This window comes from Rhodococcus sp. ACPA4 (assembly GCF_002300185.1).
GTDB lineage: Bacteria > Actinomycetota > Actinomycetes > Mycobacteriales > Mycobacteriaceae > Rhodococcus_F > Rhodococcus_F globerula.
Window position 1 is genome coordinate 1,814,971 of the sequence record NZ_NSDY01000001.1, and the last position, 22,880, is coordinate 1,837,850.

Annotated in this window: 22 protein-coding genes and 1 riboswitch; of the genes, 10 read left to right on the forward strand and 12 right to left on the reverse strand. The window is 62.6% G+C overall.

What is annotated here, in order from left to right; translation table 11 throughout:
* Positions 1-27: 27 nt before the first annotated feature.
* The 3 genes from CJ178_RS08190 to CJ178_RS08200 form a co-directional block, all read right to left on the reverse strand.
* Positions 28-1,398 carry a hypothetical protein gene (locus tag CJ178_RS08190; protein ID WP_257013055.1) on the reverse strand — a complete coding sequence of 457 codons (1,371 nt, stop codon included), beginning with the start codon at positions 1,396-1,398 and terminating at the stop codon, positions 28-30.
* A gap of 69 nt (positions 1,399-1,467) precedes the next feature.
* A complete protein-coding gene (locus CJ178_RS08195) occupies positions 1,468-2,436 on the reverse strand; it encodes a C40 family peptidase (protein WP_092800740.1) in 969 nt (322 codons plus the stop codon).
* Positions 2,437-2,861: 425 nt separating this feature from the next.
* On the reverse strand, positions 2,862-3,437 hold the full coding sequence (locus CJ178_RS08200) for a C40 family peptidase (protein WP_033231024.1): 576 nt from the start codon (positions 3,435-3,437) through the stop codon (positions 2,862-2,864).
* A 14-nt stretch (positions 3,438-3,451) separates the two neighbouring features.
* A riboswitch (cyclic di-AMP (ydaO/yuaA leader) is annotated at positions 3,452-3,629 on the reverse strand.
* Between the two features lie 524 nt (positions 3,630-4,153).
* On the opposite strand from CJ178_RS08200, the gene CJ178_RS08205 reads away from it, so the two are divergent.
* Both CJ178_RS08205 and CJ178_RS08210 read left to right on the forward strand, forming a co-directional pair.
* Positions 4,154-5,935, forward strand: a complete 1,782-nt coding sequence (locus CJ178_RS08205) for a DEDD exonuclease domain-containing protein (RefSeq protein ID WP_373557449.1) — start codon at positions 4,154-4,156, stop codon at positions 5,933-5,935.
* Between the two features lie 40 nt (positions 5,936-5,975).
* Entirely contained in the window at positions 5,976-6,251 is a 276-nt protein-coding gene (locus CJ178_RS08210) for an Lrp/AsnC family transcriptional regulator (RefSeq protein ID WP_033231456.1), read from the forward strand.
* 3 nt (positions 6,252-6,254) lie between these two features.
* On the opposite strand, the gene trpD is transcribed toward CJ178_RS08210, so the two are convergent.
* On the reverse strand, positions 6,255-7,346 hold the full coding sequence (trpD, locus tag CJ178_RS08215; RefSeq protein WP_033231025.1) for an anthranilate phosphoribosyltransferase: 1,092 nt from the start codon (positions 7,344-7,346) through the stop codon (positions 6,255-6,257).
* Positions 7,347-7,455: 109 nt separating this feature from the next.
* Positions 7,456-7,944: a hypothetical protein gene (locus tag CJ178_RS08220; protein WP_175393471.1), complete on the reverse strand. Its 489-nt coding sequence runs from the start codon at positions 7,942-7,944 to the stop codon at positions 7,456-7,458.
* A 128-nt stretch (positions 7,945-8,072) separates the two neighbouring features.
* Between CJ178_RS08220 and ctaE the strand changes: the two genes are divergently transcribed.
* The 4 genes from ctaE (at position 8,073) to qcrB (ending at position 12,423) form a co-directional block, all read left to right on the forward strand.
* A complete protein-coding gene (gene ctaE / locus CJ178_RS08225; RefSeq protein WP_033231027.1) occupies positions 8,073-8,687 on the forward strand; it encodes an aa3-type cytochrome oxidase subunit III in 615 nt (204 codons plus the stop codon).
* Between the two features lie 63 nt (positions 8,688-8,750).
* Positions 8,751-9,602, forward strand: a complete 852-nt coding sequence (qcrC, locus tag CJ178_RS08230) for a cytochrome bc1 complex diheme cytochrome c subunit (protein WP_080711563.1) — start codon at positions 8,751-8,753, stop codon at positions 9,600-9,602.
* Positions 9,599-10,741 (forward strand): cytochrome bc1 complex Rieske iron-sulfur subunit, encoded by a 1,143-nt coding sequence (gene qcrA, locus CJ178_RS08235; protein WP_033231028.1) that lies wholly within the window; start codon positions 9,599-9,601, stop codon positions 10,739-10,741. The genes qcrC and qcrA overlap by 4 nt, the downstream gene beginning before the upstream one ends.
* Before the next feature lie 59 nt (positions 10,742-10,800).
* On the forward strand, positions 10,801-12,423 hold the full coding sequence (qcrB, locus tag CJ178_RS08240; RefSeq protein ID WP_204369004.1) for a cytochrome bc1 complex cytochrome b subunit: 1,623 nt from the start codon (positions 10,801-10,803) through the stop codon (positions 12,421-12,423).
* Between the two features lie 83 nt (positions 12,424-12,506).
* Here the strand turns inward: qcrB and CJ178_RS08245 are convergent, their stop codons facing one another.
* The 4 genes from CJ178_RS08245 to ctaC form a co-directional block, all read right to left on the reverse strand.
* Positions 12,507-13,481 (reverse strand): helix-turn-helix transcriptional regulator, encoded by a 975-nt coding sequence (locus CJ178_RS08245; protein ID WP_033231030.1) that lies wholly within the window; start codon positions 13,479-13,481, stop codon positions 12,507-12,509.
* The gene (locus tag CJ178_RS08250; RefSeq protein WP_033231031.1) at positions 13,478-13,786 is read right to left on the reverse strand and encodes an antibiotic biosynthesis monooxygenase family protein; all 309 of its coding nucleotides are present in this window, start codon (positions 13,784-13,786) and stop codon (positions 13,478-13,480) included. The genes CJ178_RS08245 and CJ178_RS08250 overlap by 4 nt, the downstream gene beginning before the upstream one ends.
* 109 nt (positions 13,787-13,895) lie before the next feature.
* Positions 13,896-14,312 (reverse strand): cytochrome c oxidase subunit 4, encoded by a 417-nt coding sequence (locus CJ178_RS08255; protein ID WP_033231032.1) that lies wholly within the window; start codon positions 14,310-14,312, stop codon positions 13,896-13,898.
* Positions 14,313-14,351: 39 nt separating this feature from the next.
* On the reverse strand, positions 14,352-15,416 hold the full coding sequence (ctaC, locus tag CJ178_RS08260; RefSeq protein ID WP_033231033.1) for an aa3-type cytochrome oxidase subunit II: 1,065 nt from the start codon (positions 15,414-15,416) through the stop codon (positions 14,352-14,354).
* Between the two features lie 321 nt (positions 15,417-15,737).
* Between ctaC and asnB the strand changes: the two genes are divergently transcribed.
* Entirely contained in the window at positions 15,738-17,663 is a 1,926-nt protein-coding gene (gene asnB, locus CJ178_RS08265; RefSeq protein WP_045070326.1) for an asparagine synthase (glutamine-hydrolyzing), read from the forward strand.
* A 68-nt stretch (positions 17,664-17,731) separates the two neighbouring features.
* Here the strand turns inward: asnB and CJ178_RS08270 are convergent, their stop codons facing one another.
* From CJ178_RS08270 to CJ178_RS08280, 3 genes are all read right to left on the reverse strand, one after another.
* Positions 17,732-18,706, reverse strand: a complete 975-nt coding sequence (locus tag CJ178_RS08270; protein WP_033231035.1) for a carbohydrate kinase family protein — start codon at positions 18,704-18,706, stop codon at positions 17,732-17,734.
* A gap of 118 nt (positions 18,707-18,824) precedes the next feature.
* Positions 18,825-19,175: a HesB/IscA family protein gene (locus CJ178_RS08275; protein WP_033231036.1), complete on the reverse strand. Its 351-nt coding sequence runs from the start codon at positions 19,173-19,175 to the stop codon at positions 18,825-18,827.
* A gap of 143 nt (positions 19,176-19,318) precedes the next feature.
* Complete coding sequence (locus CJ178_RS08280) at positions 19,319-20,380, reverse strand: glycerate kinase family protein (protein WP_095886513.1); 1,062 nt, start codon at positions 20,378-20,380, stop codon at positions 19,319-19,321.
* Positions 20,381-20,481: 101 nt separating this feature from the next.
* On the opposite strand from CJ178_RS08280, the gene CJ178_RS08285 reads away from it, so the two are divergent.
* The 3 genes from CJ178_RS08285 to cobT are packed head-to-tail and all read left to right on the forward strand — an operon-like array spanning position 20,482 to position 22,878.
* Positions 20,482-21,138: a DUF3043 domain-containing protein gene (locus CJ178_RS08285; RefSeq protein ID WP_045070330.1), complete on the forward strand. Its 657-nt coding sequence runs from the start codon at positions 20,482-20,484 to the stop codon at positions 21,136-21,138.
* 2 nt (positions 21,139-21,140) lie between these two features.
* Positions 21,141-21,692 carry a bifunctional adenosylcobinamide kinase/adenosylcobinamide-phosphate guanylyltransferase gene (gene cobU, locus CJ178_RS08290; RefSeq protein ID WP_257013057.1) on the forward strand — a complete coding sequence of 184 codons (552 nt, stop codon included), beginning with the start codon at positions 21,141-21,143 and terminating at the stop codon, positions 21,690-21,692.
* Positions 21,693-21,723: 31 nt separating this feature from the next.
* Positions 21,724-22,878 carry a nicotinate-nucleotide--dimethylbenzimidazole phosphoribosyltransferase gene (cobT, locus tag CJ178_RS08295; protein WP_095886514.1) on the forward strand — a complete coding sequence of 385 codons (1,155 nt, stop codon included), beginning with the start codon at positions 21,724-21,726 and terminating at the stop codon, positions 22,876-22,878.
* Positions 22,879-22,880 lie beyond the last annotated feature (2 nt).

Below are 22,880 nucleotides of genomic sequence, written 5' to 3' on the forward strand. Positions count from 1 at the left end.
AATCAACGCACGCTGCGGTGCAGCCAATCAACCCAGTGTGCGGTGCAGCCAATCCACCCAGCCGTCGCGCAGGTCGTCGATACTCACGCCAAGGACGTCGACGATGTGCCGGTTGATCTCCTCCGGTTTCGACGGCCCCACAGCCAAGGCGCGGAATAGTTCCGTCAGCTCGGACTCGCCGAAACGATCCGCAATATAAGCATTGATCGACCACGCCGATTCGTACGCAAGGGAACTCACCACCGGCACGCCCCCGAACTGTGAATCCTCGGGAAACTCCGATGGCACGTCACCGGACCGAACAGCGGCCGCAAGTGTCGGCGCAATCTCCCGCGCCGCCCGCCCGGAGCCACGGTTGCCGGCATACTCCGCGTACCCTTCGAGCACCCACATGGGCGACCCGTCCCGGGTCTGGGATCGCGCCGCGATATGCATCATCTCGTGGCGAAGCACCGCCTGCCGCGTCGTCGAAGTCAAGCGTGATGCGGCGGCCGGCGAGAATATGATGCGCTGCCCACTCACGTCACTGGCACCATCGCGCACCGTATCCGCCACCGACACAGCCGCTATGGACGATCCGTCGTGCTGCGAACCGACCATCGCCGTGAATTCCTCGGGCGAACCGGCGACCATCACGACTGCCCGCTCAGACCAACCGTCGCCCCATAACTGCGTCGTATTCTTCACAGCGCCGTCGAGGTCGGCGGCCAACGCGTCAACGAATGCCTGCTGGCCCGGGTGCCCGACGACTATCGAATCCTCGGCCGCGTTGGTCGAAACCGCGAGTGGACCGAAATCCCATGGACCGTGCCACGAGTCGACGCTCAACTGCGAACCGGTCGAGCCGCTGCCCAGCACGTCGACAATCGAACCGTCAGCGAATACGAACCACGAACCGTCACGTTCCGCAAAAGTCATCAAGACAGTCTTACGCGTCGGCGCCGCATCCACACCGTCGAGTGCATAACGCAGGTTCACCTGAGCGCCCCACAATGTGACGCCGTCGGGCGACCCCGTTCGGGCAGCCTCGACAAGTGTTCCCGGCGAAACCTCGTACGCCCAATCCGAAAAACTCAGTGCACTGGCAGCTGTGGCGCGCCGAATCTCTGCGTCGAGCAACCCCGGGGCGGCGGCAGCATCTACGAACTGCGCCAGCGATGTCGGATCGTCGGACATCTGAGCGCGTGCCCACGAATCGAGGAGCGCTTGAACCTCGCTGACACGCGCAACATCCGCTTCCGCAGCGGACTGCTGGGACGAGCCCGGAGCGTCAGTCAGGACAACGGTGAGTCCGAGGATCACCACAACGGCACACCCGAGCGCAATGAGAGCTGGGTACTCCCAGCGGCGCTTACGGTTCGTCCCGGCTGCGGGGGACGTCATGGGGTCACTCGACACGATGCCGAGTGTAGGAGACGGAGGGGACCCCCAGTCGCAGCGGCCGAGCCACTTGTGACGATGCGCTGGTCAGTAACGGCGAGCAGTCGAGAACTGCATCCCTGCCATCGACTCGACCTTCACCGGTACGCCGAACGTCGACGCGTGGAGGATGTTGCCATCGCCGGCGTAGATACCGACATGCGAATTGTCGCTGTAGAACGTGACGATGTCGCCCGGCTGCAACTGGTCACGGGATATCGGCGTACCACCCGCTGCCTGCGCCTGGCTGGACCGCGGCAGTGTTTTACCGATTTGTTTGTACGACCACACGACGAGCCCGGAGCAATCGAACTCGTTGGGCCCGGTAGCTCCCCAGACGTACGGGTCGCCGATGCGGGTCAAACCAGCCTGTAGTGCCGCGGTGCCCGACCCTGGAGTCAGATTAGCCAGGATTTTGCTGGCGTCGACACCCTCTGGAAATGTCGACCCACTCAATTGCACGCGTTCGGCTTCGGTCAGATCGTCGAACGCCTTGGTCACCTCGGCAACCTGAGCCTGAAGTTCGCTCTGCTTGCGCTGCAGATCGTCGCTCAGCGCCTTCGCCTGATCGGCCGCAACCCGTGCAGCATCCGCGGATTGTTGCGACGAGTCCGCTGCCTGGCGAGCGTCGAGCGTCGCTTCGTTGAACTGGCGGACCTGCACCGCCGCGTCGTTGGAGATGACATCGAGTGCAGACATCTGATCGAGCAGCTGCTGCGGTGAATCGCTGACCATCAAGGCAAAGAGCCGATTGGTCCGCGCGCCCTGATAATTGGCCGTAGCAATTCGATTCACAGCCGGCGCAACCTCGGCGACCTTGGCCTTTGCCGCGTCGTAGCGTCCCTGATCCTCGACAAGTCGAGCTTCAGCGTCGAGCTGCACGGACGTCTTTGCATCGAGATCGATCTGCGCGTTGTGCAAAGCCTCGTTGGTCTGCTCGGACACTCGGGCGAGTTCGCCGAGCTTCTCGAGTGCCTCGGTGGGATTCGTGATCACCGGGTCGGCGGCCGCCGGCATCGATGGCAACGCGACAAGCCCAACTGCCAATACGCCTGTTGTGAGCGCGATGCGGACCCGGCTGTACTTTCTCGATGAAAACGATCTAGATGAAACCACGGAACGCGACTCTCCGTCTCAGTTTTTGTGATGCCTGCCGATGCCCGTCAGGATCTGTTAGCTGGATGTCAACTACCCACACTACCTGCCGACGGCACCTAATGTCTCGATAAGGTTACGGAATGGCATACGTTTGTGTCTACTCGCCGGTAGGTGTAACGGGAGCGAAGCGAGTGTGAACCCCTCGGAACGCCCGGAACTCACCCGGATAAACAGATGTGGGCCTCGAATCAGTTGATTCGAGGCCCACATCTGCACAGAGTGGAACTGCCCCTTTTCCAGTGGATCAGGTCGACCTTCACAGGTACCCGATCAGTGACACCGGATCAGAAGCGGCGAGCACCGTCGTACGGCATGGACGACACGGGTGCCAGCTTCACGGGCTGACCCGCGGTCGAAGCATGGATGACATTTCCGTTGCCCGCGTAGATACCCGAGTGCGATCCGCCGTAGAAGGAGATGACGTCGCCGACGCGGAGATCGGACTGCGCAACTGCGACACCGGCTGCAGCCTGGTCGTAGCTCGTGCGGGGGATGTTGAGGCCGGCCTGCTTGTAAGCCCACTGGATCAGACCGGAGCAGTCGAACGCGTCCGGGCCTGCCGCGCCGTACACGTACGGGGCGCCCAGCTTGCTCTCTGCGGCGCGAACAGCCTGCTCACCAAGGGTGGAGATGGGAGCGGCGGGTGCAGCCTGTGCAATCGGCGCAAACGCGGGGTTGTCCGTGACACCGGGGATAACGGGAAGTTCGGGGATCGAGACGCCCGGGATGTCGAACGTACCGACACCGGGGATGGTGATGGGGTCTGCCGAGGCAGGCGCAGCGGTTGTAGCAAAGGCTCCGGCTGCAAGTGCGCCGGCGACAACCAGTGTTGCCGAACGCTTCAAACTTTGTGACGCCACTTAAGGGGTGCTCCATTTCTTCCATTCGTCCGCCGACCGAGTTAGCTGACGGGTTCGGGCTGGGAAGATCAGCCCTACCCGCGTGGTCCGTAGCGATGACGCTTGCTACGCCCCAGGCGGGATTCACCCCAGTGAAACTTGGGTTCCCGGTTCGGGTTCCTCGCGGAGATCCCGATTAGGCGGTTCCTGACGAAGCCGGTCCTTTGTGGCCCGGCAAGACTTCGTTAGGTCTCAGGAAGATTACGAAATGATCGCGGCGATGTCGACCGCATCGCCAATTTCGCGTGCGATTCATCCGAATTTCCGCGCAGTCGCGCTCGATACGCCAAAACGGTCACAGCGGGATAACGATACGTCCGGTTTCCGTAACGTCGTGAACCATTTCTCGTGAGTCGACCCGATTCGATCCGGCCCGGCAATCCGTGACTTACCCCAGATCAGCACCAGTTACGTACCGGTAGGCCCCTTTTCGCCCGAGGTGGATTACGAGTCGGCACACGCCAGGCAACGCAGCCAGATCCACTCCACCCGAGTGCGACACCGAAGGCGCCGACGCACCTCGAAAATCGCCCAACTGTGACGCTCGTCTCTTTTAGGTCACGGGCGACCAAATGCCGGGGTGCGTGCGATGCCCGTTAGTCCCGAATTCAACTTCTCTTGGTCCTTGCGCCGAAGCGACCGATTCCTGTCGGCCCCTCCCTCTACTGTCTTGCGCTGTGAGTCATGCCGACGCTGTCAAGGCCGCCGTTGACGCCGATCCGGATATCGGCCGTCAACTGTCGTTCGACGAGCTGGACACTCCGCTCAGCGAGACGACGTTTGTAGTCGTCGACCTCGAGACCACCGGCGGAAGCGCGGACAACGATTCGATCACCGAGATCGGTGCCGTCAAGATTCGCGGTGGCCAGGTGCTCGGCGAGATGGCAACTCTGGTCGATCCCGGGCGGTCGATCCCGCCGTACATCGTCGAACTGACCGGCATCACCGATGCCATGCTGATCAACGCTCCGCGCATCGATCGCGTTCTACCCGCGTTCCTCGAGTTCGCGAAGGGTTCCGTACTCGTTGCCCACAACGCGCCCTTCGACATCGGATTCCTCAAGGCGGCAGCTTCCCGCACGGCCCGGCCTTGGCCACCGTTCCAGGTTCTCTGCACCGTCAAACTCGCCAGGCGTGTCCTGACCCGCGACGAAGCACCCTCGGTCAAGCTCTCTGCGCTCGCGCATCTGTTCCGCGTCTCCACCCAACCGACGCACCGAGCGCTCGACGACGCCAGAGCCACCGTCGACGTGCTCCACGGCCTGATAGATCGGGTCGGCAACCAAGGCGTACACAGTTACAGCGAGCTGATCGACTATCTCCCCAACATCTCGGCTCATCAACGCGCCAAACGCTCCTTCGCCGCAGACCTCCCCCGAAGGCCGGGCGTCTACCTCTTTCGCGGCCCGTCCGACGAAGCGCTGTACATAGGGACGGCAGTGGACCTGCGCCGCCGCGTCCGGGGCTACTTCACCGGTTCCGAGACGCGTGGGCGCATGAAGGAGATGGTGGCCCTTGCCACCCGGGTCGATCATGTGGAGTGTGCTCACGCCCTGGAGGCCGGAGTACGCGAACTCCGACTCCTCGTGGCACACACTCCGCCGTACAACCGCCGCTCCAAGTTTCCCAAACGCGGATGGTGGATCGTTCTCACAGACGAGGCCTTCCCCCGGCTATCCGTGGTGCGTAGCCCGACGCCGCACTCGATCGGACCGTTCACGTCCCGCGCGAGCGCGCAGGAGATTGCAGAGACCGTGTGCGAGTTCACCGGGCTGCGTACCTGCACCAAGCGGATACCTCTTGGCGCCGTGCACGGGCCTGCCTGCCCCGCACGCGAACTGGGCTCGTGCCCGGCAGCCCGAGATGACACCGCGGAGCGCTATGCGGTGTCAGTCGCCGACGTTCGGGAGTTCTTCGCCGGCGTGCACGACATGCCGCTTCAACGAATGAAAGCGCGCATCGAGCAACTCGCTGCCACCGCACTGTTCGAGAACGCGGCCAGACTGCGCGACCGAACTGCCGCAGTTGCAGTAGCAGTACGACGCACTCAAAAGCTCGCCGCCGTCGCCGCCATCGATCAGTTGGTACTGGCGCGCCCCGCGCCGGAAGGCGGCTGGGAATTAGCCGTGATCCGCGCCGGCAGGCTCGCCTCGGCCGGCCTTGCCCGAGCCGGGACTCACCCGATGCCCGTGGTCGACGCCCTCGTCGCATCGGCCGAAACCGCACTTCCCGACAACACACCGCTGCGCGGAGCGCCCCCGGAGGAACTGGCGCTCGTCGTCCGCTGGCTCGGATCGGACGGAATCAGGATCGTCTCCGCTACATCGGGCTACACCGAGCCGGCGTGCGGCGTAGGGCGGTGGGAAGACTGGTGCCACCTCGCCAAGGCTGGAAACGAATCCGAGCGTGCAGAGAACCATCGTGATGCCTGGAATGGGCGCGGCGACGCGAGGACATAAGCTCGACCACAGCACAGCACCGCGCAACCAGAGGAGCGACATGATCAATGCGATCGTCATGATTCACGCCGAATCGGCCCGAATCCCGGAGACTGCTCAGGCCGTCGCCGACATCCCCGGAGTCAGCGAGGTGTACTCCTGCGCAGGCGACGTCGACCTGATCGCGGTAGTCCGGGTCCGTGACCACGCCCAGATCGCAGAGGTCATCACCGGCCGGATCAACAAGGTTCCCGGAGTGACGCGAACCGCCACTCACATTGCGTTCCAGTCCTTCTCCAGCGCCGACGTCGAAGCTGGGTTCTCGCTCGGCGAATGACTCTCAGGCGCCTTCGGTCAGCGCGGTGGTGAGCGACGCCCACCTCCGCAGCAGTTCCGCAGCTGCGCCGCTGTCGATTGCGACAGCGGCCGAGGCCATTCCCGCGGCAATCGCACCTTCCAGGTCGTCACCGACTCCGTTGAAGGCCGCGATCGCCGCGCCCGCGTTGAGTAGCACCGCGTCCCGGACGGGGCCAGGCTGACCGGACAGCAGGGTGCGCGCGACCTGAGCGTTCACGTCCGCGTCGCCGCCTCGCAATTCGTCCAGTGGTACCCGAGCGATACCCAGATCTCGCGGATCCAGTGTGACGGTTCGAACCGCTCCGTCGGCAACGATGTACACCGTCGACGTCGTGGATGTCGTCAGTTCGTCGAGTCCGTCGTCGCCGCGAACGACCAATGCCGAATTACCGCGCTGCGCAAGAACTCCCGCAACAACGGAGATCAGCTTCGGGAAGGCACACCCGATCAATCCGGCACGCGGCCGAGCTGGATTGGTCAAGGGCCCGAGCACGTTGAAGGCCGTCGGGATGCCGATTTCCTTCCGTGGCACTGCCGCAAATCGCAGGGCCGGGTGAAATACGGGCGCAAAGCAGAAACCGATTCCGACCTCGTCTACGCACCGAGCCACGTCTTCCGGGCCCAGATTGATCCGAACACCCAGTGCTTCGAGCACATCGGCGCCGCCACTCTTCGACGATGCTGCCCGGTTGCCGTGCTTGACCACTCGAATTCCCGAGGCGGCCACCACAATCGAAGCCATGGTCGAGATGTTGACGGTGTTGGAGCGGTCGCCGCCGGTTCCGACGATGTCGACCACATCGGAATCGACCGGCACCGCTTTAGCGTGTTCGAGCATCGCGTCGGCAAGGCCCTGCAACTCTGCTGGTGTCTCGCCCTTCATCTTCAACCCGACACCAAAGGCGGCGATCTGCGCCGAACTTGCGTTGTCGGACATGATTTCGCTCATCGCCCAACGGGAATCGTCGCTCGACAAATCGGAACCATCGGTGAGCTGACCGAGAATCATCGGCCAGGACCGCACTACACCGCTCGAATCGGAGTTCACAGCGTTGGTTGCGTCGGTGCCGGCCATCTACTTCGGTCCCCTATGTTCAGTCGAAATGTTCAGTCGAATCAAATCGCGATGTATCTGACATACGTAGCGTAGTCAGTCACCGTGCGGCGGTCGCGAATCGGTCCGCTCACACTGATCGCCGGCCCTTGCCCGGGCCTGACTGCGCCGCATCCCCCGGCTGCAGCGCGTCCCATCCCGCGACTGACCCACCCAACCGTTGAGCCAAACCTGCCATCCGCGATCGCTCCTGCGAGCAGTGCAGCGCGTCCAGAAGCTGGACGCGTTCGAACACCACCCGAACCACACCGTTGCCATCGCTCGACGCGCTATCCGCGGCTGTCACCGAGCGCCGATATCCGTCCTGAGCGACGATCGACTCGGCCTCTCCGAGTGCCGCCTCCGGAAGGTCGAGATGGTGGCGCAGCACCGCCTCCGAATCCGGTCGCCAACGAGGCGGCGCGGAGGCCCCTCGCTCCAAAGCGGTCGAGCACGATTCCACGTCGTCGAAACCTTCGGCGACGATCTCGAGGTCGGCTCTAGACGGATCCAGCGGAGGCGAAACTTTTCTGCTGAAAATTCTCAGGTACCAACGTCTACTCTGGTGTGTAGCTGCCATCGCGTCAGCATATTCAAAGTGTCGCCACCTGCGCGTACGCCGACCGAAATCGCGAACTCGAGCCTTACGACGCGCCGATGACGGACCCGAGTGGCCGTCTCTTACGACGAAGCGTCATACTTCTGTCTGTGACGAGCGCAGTAGGGACTTCAGGATCGGCAATCACCCAACGCGTGCACTCGCTGAACCGGCCGAATATGGTCAGCGTTGGCACCATCGTGTGGTTGTCCAGTGAGCTCATGTTTTTCGCAGGGCTCTTCGCCATGTACTTCGTGGCACGGGCGCAGGCACCGGAGGGCAATTGGCCGCCGGAGCCTACCGAATTGAACCTTTATTTGGCTGTACCGGTGACGTTGGTGCTGATCGCATCCTCATTCACCTGCCAGATGGGCGTGTTCGCGGCCGAGCGGGGCGACGTCTTCGGACTTCGACGTTGGTACACCATCACTTTGGTCATGGGGGCGTTCTTCGTCGCCGGCCAGGGCTACGAGTACTACCACCTCGTGCATGAGGGCACCACAATCGCCAGCAGTGTCTACGGCTCGGTGTTCTACATGACCACCGGTTTCCACGGCATGCATGTCATCGGCGGTCTCATCGCCTTCGTTTTCTTGATCGCACGCACCCGAGTCAGCAAGTTCACGCCGGCTCAGGCAACCGCAGCGATCGTCGTTTCGTATTACTGGCACTTCGTTGACATCGTGTGGATCGCGCTGTTCGCAACGATTTATTTCATCCGTTAATCAGCTGAACGCCACAGGCAGCCCCTGACGTCCAGTCCGTCCCGACATACCAAAGGGATACAGATGAGTTCATCCCCCCCTCCCACATCCGATACAACAGCGACCGCCGCGAAGACGCGTCGCCAGCGGAAGATCCGCCGGCGTGTCACCGGAGCGCTCGTACTGATGATGGGATTGATCAGCGCAGGTTTCCTCGCCTCGGCACTGACACCCGCTCCGCAGGTCGCTACTGCAAGCGACGATTCAGCCGCGCTTATCCGTGAAGGCAAGCAGTTGTACGACACGTCGTGCATCACGTGCCACGGAGCCAACCTTCAGGGTGTCGCGGACCGCGGTCCCAGCCTGATCGGTGTCGGCGAGGCGGCAGTGTACTTCCAGGTTTCGACCGGTCGTATGCCTGCAGCACGCAACGAGGCACAGGCTCAGCGCAAGGACCCCAAGTTCGACGCTGCACAGACCGATGCCCTGGGTGCTTTCATCCAGGCCAACGGTGGCGGCCCGACGCTCATTCGTGACGAGAACGGCGAAATCGCTCAGTCCTCGCTTCGCGGTGGCGACATCGGCCGAGGCAGCGAACTGTTCCGCCTGAACTGCGCGTCTTGCCACAACTTCACCGGCCGCGGTGGCGCACTGTCCTCGGGCAAGTACGCACCGGTCCTGGACCCCGCCAACGAGCAGCAGATCTATGCCGCTATGGTCACCGGCCCCCAGAACATGCCGAAGTTCTCCGATCGTCAGCTCTCGATCGAGGAAAAGAAAGACATCATCGCCTACGTGAAGTCGTCCGGAGAGGCCAAGAACCCCGGTGGTTACGGTCTCGGCGGCATCGGTCCGGCCTCTGAAGGTCTCTTCATGTGGGCCGCCGGAATCGTCGCTGTCGTTGGTGCAGCATTGTGGATCGGAGCAAGGTCATGAGCGACGCTGGCCAGCAGGGCGGCGATACGCCAAAGAAGTACACGGATGAGGAACTCGAAGCGATGACTCGCGACGAGTTGGTCACCCTGGGCACCAATCTCGACGGTGTCGACGTTGTCTACCGTCGCGACCGCTGGGCCGTCGAAGGCACCAAGGCAGAGAAGCGCGCCGAGCGGAATGTTGCGTTCTGGTTCGGCCTCGCCGGCGTCTCGGCGATCGCATTCATCGCGATCTACTTGTTCTGGCCCTGGCAGTACGCCGGCGCCGGTGACGAGAACTACGGCAAGTACAGCCTGTACACACCGTTGATCGGTCTGACCATGGGTCTCGCGATCCTCGGTGTCGGAATCGGTGCGGTCCAGTTCACCAAGAAGTTCATCCCCGAAGAGGTGTCCATCCAGGACCGCCACGACGGTGGATCCGCTGAGGTTGACCGCCGGACGATCGTCGCCGAACTCAGTGACACGTTGGAGACGTCCACCTTCCCCCGCCGCAAGGCCATCAAGCGCAGCTTGATGTTCGGTGGTGGCGCACTCGGCGTCATGATGATCATGCCTCTCGGCGGCCTCATCAAGAACCCGTGGGCCAAGGGCGACGAATCTCCGCTCTGGGTGTCCGGCTGGACCCCGAACTACCCCGGCGAGACCATCTACCTTCGTCGTGACACCGGACGCCCCGAGGACATCGTTCTCGTCCGCCCGGAGGACCTCGACGCCGGCTCCATGGAAACGGTCTTCCCGTTCCGTGAATCCGATCGTGGTGACGAGCACGCATTGCTCGCTGCGCTGCGCGGCATCCGCAACTCGGTCATGCTCATCCGTCTGCGTACGGAAGACACCGAGCGGGTCACCAAGCGCAAGGGCCAGGAGAGCTTCAACTACGGCGATTACTTCGCCTACTCGAAGATCTGCACGCACCTTGGTTGCCCCACCTCGCTCTACGAACAGCAGAGCAACCGTATTCTCTGCCCCTGCCACCAGTCGCAGTTCGATGCACTGCAGTACGGCAAGCCGATTTTCGGTCCCGCTGCTCGCGCACTTCCGCAGTTGCCTATTACAGTGAACGAAGAGGGCTTCCTAGTCGCCGACGGTGACTTCATCGAAGCACTCGGCCCGGCATTTTGGGAGCGTCGACCGTGACCACAACCACCACAAAACCGACAAAGATCGCCGCTGCTGCAGCAGGTCAAGCGGAGGCAATGGACTCGCGCTACCACCTCGCAGCGGGTATGCGTCGTCAGATCAACAAGGTCTTCCCGACGCACTGGTCCTTCATGCTCGGCGAGATCGCGCTGTACAGCTTCCTGATCCTGCTCATCTCGGGTGTGTTCCTGACGCTGTTCTTCGATCCGTCGATGGCGCACGTCACCTACCAGGGCGCATACCAGCCTCTTCGTGGTGTGACGATGTCACGCGCATACGAGACCACCCTGAACATCTCGTTCGAGGTTCGCGGCGGTCTCTTCGTACGCCAGATTCACCACTGGGCCGCATTGATGTTCGCCGCGTCGATCATCGTGCACCTCGCACGTATCTTCTTCACCGGTGCGTTCCGACGCCCGCGTGAAGCTAACTGGGTCATCGGCTGCTTGCTGCTGGTCCTGGCGATGTTCGAAGGCTTCTTCGGTTACACCATTCCTGACGACCTGCTCTCCGGCACCGGCCTCCGCGCCGCGTTCGGTGGTATCACGATGAGTATCCCGGTGGTAGGCACCTGGATGCACTGGATGATCTTCGACGGTGACTTCCCCGGCGACCTCATCATCCCGCGTCTCTACGTCGCTCACGTGTTGCTCTTCCCTGGCATCATCCTCGCGCTGATCGCCGGCCACCTCGCACTGGTCTGGTACCAGAAGCACACGCAGTTCCCCGGCCCCGGCCGTACCGAAGAGAACGTCGTCGGCGTTCGCATCCTTCCGGTCTTCGCCATGAAGGGTGGCGCATTCTTCGCCATCACGTTCGGCGTGCTTGCACTGCTCGGTGGTCTGTTCCAGATCAACCCCGTGTGGAACATCGGCCCGTACAACCCATCTCAGGTCTCCGCTGGTTCTCAGCCTGACATTTACATGATGTGGACGGACGGCCTCGCACGACTGTGGCCCGCCTGGGAGATCTACCTGTTCGACCGGTACACGATCCCCGCAGTGTTTGCCGTCGCCCTGATCATGGGCCTCGTCTTCGCCATGCTGTTCGCGTACCCGTGGATCGAGAAGCGCCTCACCGGAGACGACGCTCACCACAACATCCTGCAGCGTCCCCGCGACGTTCCGGTTCGTACCGCAATCGGTGCAATGGCTATCGCGTTCTACGCGGTCCTGACGATCTCGTGCATCAACGACATCATCGCGTACCACCTGCATATCTCGTTGAACGCAATGACGTGGATCGGCCGCATCGGCATGATCGTGCTTCCGCCGCTCGCGTACTTCGTGACGTACCGCTTCTGCATCGGCTTGCAGCGCAGTGACCGTGCAGTGCTCGAGCACGGTATCGAAACCGGCATCATCAAGCGGATGCCGAACGGCCAGTACATCGAAATCCACCAGCCGCTCGGACCCGTCGACGATCACGGTCACCCGATCCCCCTCGAGTACCAGGGTGCAGCTGTTCCGAAGAAGATGAACAAGCTCGGCCTGGCCGGCAAGCCCGGCACCGGCAGCCTCACCAAGGCAGACCCGGTGGAGGAGAGCGCAGCTCTCGAAGCCGCACAGCATGCCGGTGAGCATGAGCAGCTTCAGATTCTGCTCGACTACCAGAACCGCATCCACGGCAATGGCAGTGGCAACGGCAAGGCCGACGATTCCACTGGAGAACTCCACTAGATCGTCAGCAGCAACACGAAAAAGACACGGTCGCCGCAACACTCTCGAAAGAGAGGTTGCGGCGACCGTGTCTTTTTCGTGCGCTAGTGTCCGCGCGAGGCACTCCAGGCAGCGCCGAGTGAGAATTGACTGGACACACCGTAATGACGCATGGCGTCGGCGACCCGACGCCTGCCCGTCCTAGGAGTCAATCCCAGGGCAATTGAAGCGGATTCCATCGTCAAACCTGAATTCATCAGTTTCAATATCGGATCCCACGGGTTCTCCCACGAATGACCGTGGTCCGCGACCGGTACTGCTTCCTCCCACACCCGGTGGTAGATCCAAGTCATGATGCCCGCCAGTGTCGGGGACTGGATGGACATCATGCTGCTCGGCCACGCTTCTCCCCAAGTGAAGGGGATTCCGACACTCGTGTGATCGAGTATCCAGAAGAAGCTCGGTGGATTCGGGTGCATCCGAACTTGGGAGCCTGCGTTGATTTCATGCGTGATCTGATTGCGCCCCAACTCGGTGTTCGCGTCGACTGTGCTGACGATCAGACGGATGTCGTGGTTGGGACCGCCGTTTTCCTCCCAGTACGAGCCCGGCTTCTTCTCGGCCAGCACCGTGTACAGAGGCACTGTGTCAGGCATACATGCGTACGACGCGACGGGCTTCGAACGTGAAGCCTGAATTTTGTACATGTCCGGGGCGGCAAACGGCCCGTGCATCACGTCGATGGGCAGACCGTGGACATCGGAGTCACCGTGCTCCCAGGCCTGCAACAACTTGGGAAGCGATTGGAGTATCCCTTGTGTCCTGGCAATACCGGACTCGAGGTCGTGCGCCACACCGGCCAGGATGTGCTGCGTGACATCGGCGACGGTGGCGTCGGGGCGTCGGTAGGTGATGACGCCGTCTGCGACAGAAAGGAATCCGAACTCTTCGAGCCGCGCCACTGTCTTTTCGGTCGTATCCATCGAACCGCCCGTCACTTCGGCAAGCTCGGCGACGCTCTCGATCCGACCACGTAAGGCGATGTCGAGGAATTCTGCCAGTTCGGTAGTTCGGTTCATGTCGGGGACCCTTCCTCGACCACCGTCTCGTAGTGCTCGACAACCGGGAAAGGGTCGTAGAAGTGATGGAGAAGCTCGCGCCACCGCTGGTAGCCGTCGGACTGCCGGAAGCCCACCGTGTGCGCTTCGAGGCTCTCCCACTCCACGAGCAGTAGGTACTGCTGCGGCGATTCCACGCAGTGCGAGAGATGCAGACGGATAAAGCCGGGCACCGCGGAGATGATGGACTTTGCTGTACCGAACGCCTTCTCGAATTCTTCGGACAGAGCCGGATCAACCTGGAGCAGTGCATGTTCGAGGATCATGTGTCGAGTGTCGCAGAGGACGACGCGATCTCTTGCGCTCCCCCGCCCCAACGCAAGAGGCGCCGAACCCCGCGAAGGGTTCGGCGCCTCTTTGTCGATAGCGTTTGTGCTAGTGCTTCTCAGGTCCGACGTGGTACTCGAACACCAGACCGGCTGCGGTCGCGATGATGAGGACAACTCCAACCACGATCATCCAGGGCTGGAAGTACGCCAGTGACACCGCGGCAATGGCAGCCGAAGCAGCCAGCAGCATGGGCCAGAAGCTACCGGGGCTGAAGAAGCCCAACTCGCCTGAACCATCCGAGATTTCAGCGTCGTCGTAGTCCTCGGGACGAGTGTCCAGACGACGGGCGACAAAGCGGAAGTAGGTTCCGACGATGAGCGTCAGGCCCGCAGACAGAACGATGGCCGTGAGTCCGGCCCACTCGATTCCCGTACGGGACAGAGCGGTGAACACACCGTAGATGATCGCGACGAGGATGAAAAACAGCGTCAGGATCTCGAAGAGCTTGGCTTCGATCTTCATATCAGCACTTGTCCTTGTTCAGTGAGGAGGCTGGCCGGCTCAGTTGCCTGCGGTGGCGACTGTTGCCTGACGGTACTCGCGGTCGGTGTTGAACGGCGTGGTCGACGTAGCCACCGGCGACTGACCGATTGCCGACAATGCCTCAGCGGTGCTCAGACCGCCGTTGCCCTGATCGTCACCCTTGCGCAGTTCGATGTACTTGGCGAAGTCCTCGGGCGAAACCGCACGGACCTCGAAGTTCATCATCGCGTGGAACGTGCCGCACATTTCGGCGCAGCGCCCGACAAATGCGCCTTCCTTCTCGATCTCACTGATCTGGAAGATGTTGTCGGAGTGGTTTTCCTTGGGGTTCGGCATCACGTCGCGCTTGAACAGGAACTCGGGAACCCAGAACGCGTGAATCACGTCGGAGGAGGCCAGTTCGAACTGGATGCGCTTACCGGTCGGAAGAACGAGAATCGGGATCTCGGAGCTGGTTCCGACGGTCTCGATCTTGTCGTAGTGCAGGTAGCTCAGATCCTGGACGCTGTTTCCGTGGATCGGGCCGGGAACCTCTTCGCCGTGGGCGTCGACAGTCGCGCCCTCGGCCTTGGCTGCCTCTTCGGCTTCGAGATCGATGCCGTTGTACTTGGCGGTACCGTCACCGAACTCGATGGAGCGGTAACCGAACTTCCAGTTCCACTGGAACGCAGTGACGTCGACGACGACGTCCGGGTTCTCCGTGCGCTCGAGAACATGGTTCTGGACGACAACGGTGAAGTAGAACAGAACCGCGATGATCACAAACGGAACTGCCGTGTAACCGAGTTCGAGCGGCACGTTGTATGCCGTCTGACGCGGGAACTCCGGTGAGTCCTTCTTCTTACGGTGGAAGATAACTGCCCAGAAGACCAGTCCCCACACCAGCACACCCATGAAGAGGGCGGCGACAACCGACCACGTCCACAGTTCTCGCATGCGCGTCGCTTCAGGAGTGATGCCCGAGGGCCACCCGAAACGAAGCACTTCATTGTCGATGGAGCAACCCGACAGCAGCAAGGCAGCAATGCCCAAAGATACTGCCAGCCCAGCTCGCCGAAGGATCCGACCTTGCGCCACGTTCACGCCTTCCTGATCGCCGCAAAATTCAACTAGGGCACCTCGAATGGAAGGCCCAATTACTACGCAGCGTAGACCAAAGGTGGGCGGTATCCATCCCCGGGTCCTTCACCGTGTCGCGTCGGACGTCACACAAATCTCTCAGGCGCAGCTCAGGAACAGGTCAGGCATCATCAGCGACCTACATCACTGCGATTCGTTCGTCTGTGATCGGCGCAGAGACGGATCTGCGGCATACTTTCCAGGAAGAGTTCGTTGACCTCTCCCCGATGCTTACGTCCGGGAGCCTTCTGCAATAAAAAATTCTGAATCGAGGAACCGGACGCTGTGTGTGGACTGCTCGGGCTACTGACATCTGGCGGAACCAGCGACGACGCCGTCGCACAGGTCGACCAGGCACTGCACTGCCTGCGTCACCGCGGACCCGACGAACAGGGGACGTGGCACGACGACCATCTCGTGTTCGGTTTCAATCGGTTGTCGATCATCGACATCGCGCACTCGCATCAGCCGCTGCGCTGGGGCCCGCCGGAGAATCCGGAGCGTTATGCCCTGACGTTCAACGGTGAGATCTACAACTACCTCGAGATCCGCGCGGAGCTCGCGAAGGATCACGACGCGAAGTTCTTCACCGAAGGCGACTCCGAAGCCATCGTCGCCGCGTTCCACTACTGGGGCGAGGACGCGGTACGACGCCTTCGCGGAATGTTTGCATTCGCGATCTGGGATACCGACACGCGCGAGCTGTTCATCGCTCGCGACCCCTTCGGCATCAAGCCGCTGTTCATCGCGACGGGCACCGGCGGCACGGCGTTCGGCAGTGAGAAGAAGAGCCTGCTCGAGTTGACCGATCTGATCGGAATCGGCACCGAATTGGATCCGCGTGCGATCGAGCACTACACGGTCCTGCAGTACGTTCCGGAGCCGGAAACGCTGCACAAGGAGATTCGTCGGCTCGAATCCGGCAGTTTCGCGCGGGTGCGTCCGGGCGAGCAGCCGCAGATCACGCGATACTTCACGCCCAAGTTCCCGGCCAAGCCGTTTGCGCCGGGCACGGAGAAGGCTCGCTACCAGGAAATCGCCGAGGCGCTCGAGGACTCCGTCGCCAAGCACATGCGTGCCGACGTGACCGTCGGTTCGTTCCTGTCCGGCGGTATCGACTCCACCGCGATCGCCGCGCTCGCCATGCGCCACAACCCGAACCTCATCACCTTCACCACCGGTTTCGAGCGCGAGGGCTACTCGGAGGTCGACGTGGCGGCCGAGTCGGCCGCCGCGATCGGCGCAAAGCACATCGTGAAGGTGGTCTCCCCCGCCGAGTTCGCTGCCGCGATCCCCGAAATCGTCTGGTATCTCGACGACCCCGTCGCGGACCCCGCGTTGATCCCCCTGTGGTTCATCGCGAAGGAAGCGCGCAAGCACGTCAAGGTCGTACTGTCCGGCGAGGGCGCGGACGAACTGTTCGGCGGATACACGATCTACCGTGAACCGTTGTCGCTGAAGCCTTTCGAGTACCTCCCCAAGGGGTTGCGCCGGGCGGCCGGCAAGTTGTCCGAGCGAATCCCGGATGGCACGCGCGGCAAGAGCCTGCTCAACCGCGGTTCGCTGACCCTCGAAGAGCGGTACTACGGCAACGCGCGCAGCTTCAACGACGCCCAGTTGCGCGCCGTTCTGCGCGATTTCCGCCCGGAGTGGACGCATCAGGACGTCACAGCGCCGATCTACGCGCAGTCTCGCGATTGGGATCCGGTTGCCCGTATGCAGCACCTGGACCTGTTCACCTGGCTTCGCGGCGACATCCTCGTCAAGGCTGACAAGGTCACGATGGCGAACTCACTCGAACTGCGAGTGCCGTTCCTCGACAACGAGGTGTTCGACGTCGCATCGCGGGTGCCGTTGGATCAGAAGATCACCAAGGACACCACGAAGTACGCGCTGCGTCAGGCCCTCGAAGGCATTGTGCCGCATCATGTTCTGCATCGCGCGAAGCTCGGATTCCCCGTACCGCTGCGCCACTGGCTGCGCGGAACCGAACTGTTCGACTGGGCACATCTGCAGATTGCCGAGTCCGGCACCGATCACATCTTCGACAAGGCAGCGGTCGTGAAGATGCTCAACGACCACCGCGACGGCGTTTCCGATCACAGCCGTCGTCTGTGGACCGTGCTGACCTTCATGGTGTGGCACGGAATCTTCGTGGAGAAGCGGATTGTTCCGCAGATCCAGGAACCGGTGTACCCGGTCAACATCTAGGGCCTTCGGCCCTGTGCGCCTTTCTGGTAGTTCGCACTACCGGAAAGGCGCACAGGGGGCGTAGCCCCCTAGGGAAGAATCGTTGCGATCTCGTCTGCGGCGGCGCTGCCGTAGGCGTCGGTGAGACGCTTGAGCGCCTCGTCGCGATTGAAGACCCACTCCTGCGTTCCGACGGTCTCGAGGACCAGCACAGCCACGAGTGAACCCAACTGCGCGGCGCGCTCGAAGCTCAGACCCGCGCCGTGGGCAAGCAGGAAACCTGCACGGAAGGCGTCGCCGACACCAGTCGGATCAACCTTGCCGGTTTCGGGCACCACGTCGACGCGTACCCAATTACCCTCGGCGTCAACAATTTCGACGCCCTTCGAGCCGAGCGTCGTGACGCGGATACCCACCTGTGCGCGAATCTCCTCCTCGCTCAGGCCCGTCTTCTGCTGGAGGAGTCCCCACTCGTATTCGTTGGTGAAGAGATACTTGGCACCGTGGATGAGTGCCTTGGCTTCCTCTCCCGACAGGCGTGCAAGCTGCTGCGACGGATCGGCGGCAAACGGAATTCCGAGCTCGCGGCATTCGTCGGTGTGGCGGACCATGGCCTCGGGATCGTTTGCACCGATCAGAACCAGATCGAGGGCACCGGCCGTCTTGGCTACCGACGCGAGATCGATTTCACGGGCTTCGCTCATCGCTCCGGGGTAGAACGAGGCGATCTGGGCCATGTCCTCGTCCGTGGTGCACACAAAACGCGCAGTGTGCGCCTTGTCGGAGATCCGGACCGCGCTGCAATCGACGCCGTTGTCCTCGAGCCAGGTGCGGTACTCGGCGAAGTCGGCGCCCACCGCGCCGACCAGCAGCGGCGATCCACCGAGAACACCCATCGCGTACGCGATGTTTCCACCGACTCCACCGCGACGAATCACGAGGTCGTCCACCAGGAAGCTGAGCGAGATATGCGCAAGCTGGTCGGCGAGCAGCTGATCCGCGAAGCGGCCGGGGAAACGCATCAGATGGTCGGTGGCAATGGAACCGGTTACCGCAATAGTCACGGATCGAGGCCTTTCAGCGAAAGTGAGTGGACGTTGAATGAAGAATTCATACAACTGACGCGGAACCGATTGCCGGTTCCGCGTCAGTTGTTATGTCTGAAATTGTGATCGACTCGACTCAGTTGAACGAGTCGCCGCAGGCGCATGAGCCCGTGGCGTTGGGGTTGTCGATCGAGAAGCCCTGCTGCTCGATGGTGTCGAGGAAGTCGATGGATGCACCTTCGACGTACGGGGCACTCATCCGGTCGACAACCAGGTTGACTCCGTTGAAGTTGACGGTGAGGTCGCCGTCGAGGCTCCGGTCGTCGAAGAACAGCTGGTACTTCAGTCCGGCACAGCCGCCCGGCTGCACTGCAATACGCAGCGCGAGGTCGTCGCGACCTTCCTGATCGAAGAGTGCCTTCGCCTTCGCGGACGCGGACTCGGTCATCGTGACGCCGTGGGTGGCGGTCTCGTTCTGCACAGTCATGGGCTCTCCCTAATGTTCATACCAACCCGTGAACGCTTCAACGGTACGCCTCTGCCGACTTATTCCCGCCAGTTCACTACCGTGTGCGATTCGTCTTCATCCTAACCTTTCCACGCCCGTCGGCAACGACGCCTCGGCAGCGTTCACCCGCGTCGCCAGATGGTCCACTCGCGCGCTGTCTCTTCGGCCAGTCCGCGCAGGTGGATCGATGCGTCGCGCATAGCGTCCTCGATCGATCCGGCGAAGTCGGTGACGGATTCCGCGCCGACTATCCCGAACCTCTCGTAGTCGGACGCCGAGAGTTCGACCTGACCCGCCAGAACCAGCGTCGGGACGCCGTACGACGCACTTGCGGCGGCGAGGGATGTGACCAGTTTTCCGCGCAGTGACTGACTGTCGAATTTTCCTTCGCCGGTGATGACCAGGTCGGCGGACTCGAGAAGTTCCGCCTGACGTGTCCGCTCCGCCACCACTTCCGCACCGGAGCGGCGGTCACCGCCCAGAGCGAAGAGCGCGGCGCCGATTCCTCCGGCCGCACCCGCACCGGGCAGCTCCGCCACGGATCGGCCGGCTCCACTCCCCAGCGTCGACGCCCACTCCCGGTTCCGTTGTTCCAGGATCTCGACAGCACTGCCGTCTGCTCCTTTTTGCGGTCCGAACACCTCGGCCGCGCCGATCTCGCCCAATAGCGGGTTCTCGACGTCGGTGGCAGCGACCAGTTCGACGCCTCGGAGTGCGGCGCGGGCAGCCTGCACCCCGCCCAATGCGTCGACAAGCCCGCGTCCACCGTCTGTGCAACAACTCCCACCGAGGCCGATCACGATCTTCGTCGCACCCGCGTCCAGGGCTTCGACGATCAAGTCTCCGACACCACGGCTGTGCGCCGCGAGTGCACTCTCCCTGGTTGGCGGGCCGCCGAGTAGGGCAAGTCCACAGGCCTGAGCGGACTCGATGTATGCGGTGTCCGAGTCGAGGAGCCAACGTGCATCAACCGGAGTGGTCAGTGGGCCGGAGACATGCGCATTCCGGATCTCACCACCAGAAACTGCCAGTGCATCGACAAATCCGGGGCCACCGTCGGACTGTGGTGCGCAGATGATCTCGTCGCCGGATCGCGCCCGTCCCCAACCGTCGGAAATCGCGTGTGCGGCGGCGGTAGCAGTCAAGGTGTCACCGAAGGAGTCAGGAGCAACAATTACCCGCATGGGCGAAGTGTAGGGGCGGTCGGTGTCGCCGATGTTTCACAATCGGCAGAAATACCGAGGTCGGTTTCCCAGAGGACGCACTTATCCAATAGCCTGGAGGGGTGAAATTGCTACGCCGCGGTGACTCAGACAACTCCGACAAAAATGACGTCGAGGTCACTGAGGCGTCCTCAGCCTCTGACGAGGCGTCCACCGAGCAGGTGGGCAAGGGTCGCCCCACACCCAAGCGTCGCGACGCCGAAGCCAAGAAGCGCGGACCGGTCGCGCCCGCTCCGCTGACGTCCAAGGAAGCCCGCGCACGCCGAAAAGCGACACGCGGCTCCAAGGAGGAGCGCAAGGTCGAAGCTGCCGAGCGCCGTGCATCGTCGGCAGACCGTCGCGCGCGCATGCTCGCCGGTGAGGACAAGTACCTCCTCCCCCGCGACAAGGGACCCGTCCGCGCGTACGTTCGCGATTTCATCGACGCCCGCCGCAACCTCGTCGGCCTGTTCATGCCACTGGCCCTCGTCCTGATCATGACGATGTTCGTGACGCCGCAGCTGCAGGCGATTGTCACGCTCGCCATGCTCGTGATGATGCTGTTCATGGTCGGTGAAGGCATCTGGCTCGGACGCATGATCAACAACCGCGTCGCGGAGCGCTTCCCCGAGAGCACCGACGGAGGGTTCAAGCTCGGCTGGTACGCGTTTGTCCGCGCGTCGCAGATCCGCAAACTTCGCGCACCGAAGCCTCGCGTGGGACCCGGCGACGCAATCTGAGCGTGTCGAACCCTGTCAGAACTCTGGTCCTCGGCGGCGCGCGGTCTGGTAAGTCCGCGCACGCCGAGGCTTTGTTTTCTCCCGGATCGCCGGTTCGCTACGTCGCCACAGCCCGGCGCGACCACACCGACACCGACTGGGAAAGCCGCATCGACCAGCACCGCGTCCGGCGACCGGCTCACTGGTCGACCGTCGAAACTGCGGCTGATGGCGATCTCGAGCGCACGCTCCGCAACGACAATTCGACGGATACCCTGGTCGATGATCTTGGTACCTGGCTGACCGGCGAGTTCGATCGACGCGGTGCCTGGGATGCACCGCGCGGCACCATCACGCCCGCGGTCGATGCGCTGATCGAGAGTGTGCGCGACTACCGCGGATCACTGGTCCTGGTCAGCCCGGAAGTCGGCTTGGCAGTCATTCCGGAAACCCGATCGGGCCGGTTGTTCCGCGACGAAATCGGCTCGCTCAATGCCCGCGTCGCAGCGGTGTGCGATCGTGTTGTGCTGGTGGTCGCAGGACTACCACTCGTCTTGAAAGAGCCCTCAGCGTGAAATTTACTGTTGCACAACCGGAAGGCACGAAGTGAGCACCGAAGCGAACTCCACCAGTAGCGCGGCTGTCAGTAACGCGGCTGTCAGTAACGCGGAGTTCGAGCCGGTTACTCCGCCGGATCGCGACGTTCGGGCGCTCGCCGATGCTCGCCAGCTCGACCTCACCAAGCCCGCCGGATCGCTTGGCCGGCTGGAAGCACTGGCCGGCTGGGCTGCAGCCTGCCAAGGTGTTTGTCCCCCACATGCTTTCGCCCGTCCCCGCGTGGTCGTGTTCGCGGGCGACCACGGCATCGCCCGCAACGGCGTATCTGCCTATCCACCTGAAGTTACCGCGCAGATGGTTGCCAACTTCCTCGGCGGCGGCGCAGCGGTGAACGTACTCGCCGAGGTTGCCGGCGCAACCGTGCGCGTTGTCGACATCGCGGTGGAAGTGGATACCGATCCTGCGGTCTCGAACTACAAGGTGCGCCGTTCCTCCGGTTCTATCGATCGCGAAGACGCCCTCACCCACGACGAAACTCTGCAGGCCATCGCAGCCGGCCGAGCTATTGCCGACGAGGAAATCGACGGGGGCGCAGACCTTCTCATTGCCGGCGACATGGGCATCGGCAACACGACGCCCGCCACGGTACTGATCGCGGCACTGACAGACACAGAGCCCGTCGCAGCAGTCGGCCGCGGCACCGGCATCGACGACGCAGGCTGGATCCGCAAGACCGCAGCCATCCGCGACGCACTGCGCCGCGCCCGGCCGCACGTCCGCGATACAGTCGCACTGCTACGAACAGTTTCCGGCGCAGATCTTGCCGCGATGGCCGGCTTCCTCGCCCAGGCAGCGTCGCGTCGCACTCCCGTCATCCTCGACGGTGTTGTCGTGACCGCTGCGGCCATGGCTGCGGACGAGTTGGCTTTCGGTGCCCGGGACTGGTGGGTGGCCGGACACCGCTCCACCGAACCAGCACACACCATTGCCTTGACGCGCATGGGATTGACCCCGATCGTCGAATTCGACATGCGACTCGGCGAAGGCTCCGGCGCGGTGACAGCGCTGCCGATCCTGCAGGGTGCGGTGGCCATCCTTGCGAAGATGGCTACGTTCAGCGAAGCGGGCGTGAGCACCGAGGGCAGCAAACCCACCGCCGAACCCGAGGCGGTCGAGCTCACCAAGACAGACACGGCGGACTGACC

Excerpts from the sequence above, each read along its gene's own strand:
- CJ178_RS08195 (WP_092800740.1), bottom strand. The coding sequence starts at position 2,436 with ATGCCGGCGGCCGCCGACCCGGTGATCACGAATCCCACCGAGGCACTC.
- CJ178_RS08210 (WP_033231456.1), top strand. The coding sequence starts at position 5,976 with ATGATCAATGCGATCGTCATGATTCACGCCGAATCGGCCCGAATCCCG.
- trpD (WP_033231025.1), bottom strand. The coding sequence starts at position 7,346 with ATGGCCGGCACCGACGCAACCAACGCTGTGAACTCCGATTCGAGCGGT.
- CJ178_RS08220 (WP_175393471.1), bottom strand. The coding sequence starts at position 7,944 with ATGGCAGCTACACACCAGAGTAGACGTTGGTACCTGAGAATTTTCAGC.
- qcrC (WP_080711563.1), top strand. The coding sequence starts at position 8,751 with ATGAGTTCATCCCCCCCTCCCACATCCGATACAACAGCGACCGCCGCG.
- qcrA (WP_033231028.1), top strand. The coding sequence starts at position 9,599 with ATGAGCGACGCTGGCCAGCAGGGCGGCGATACGCCAAAGAAGTACACG.
- qcrB (WP_204369004.1), top strand. The coding sequence starts at position 10,801 with ATGGACTCGCGCTACCACCTCGCAGCGGGTATGCGTCGTCAGATCAAC.
- CJ178_RS08245 (WP_033231030.1), bottom strand. The coding sequence starts at position 13,481 with ATGAACCGAACTACCGAACTGGCAGAATTCCTCGACATCGCCTTACGT.
- CJ178_RS08250 (WP_033231031.1), bottom strand. The coding sequence starts at position 13,786 with ATGATCCTCGAACATGCACTGCTCCAGGTTGATCCGGCTCTGTCCGAA.
- CJ178_RS08255 (WP_033231032.1), bottom strand. The coding sequence starts at position 14,312 with ATGAAGATCGAAGCCAAGCTCTTCGAGATCCTGACGCTGTTTTTCATC.
- CJ178_RS08275 (WP_033231036.1), bottom strand. The coding sequence starts at position 19,175 with ATGACTGTGCAGAACGAGACCGCCACCCACGGCGTCACGATGACCGAG.
- CJ178_RS08280 (WP_095886513.1), bottom strand. The coding sequence starts at position 20,380 with ATGCGGGTAATTGTTGCTCCTGACTCCTTCGGTGACACCTTGACTGCT.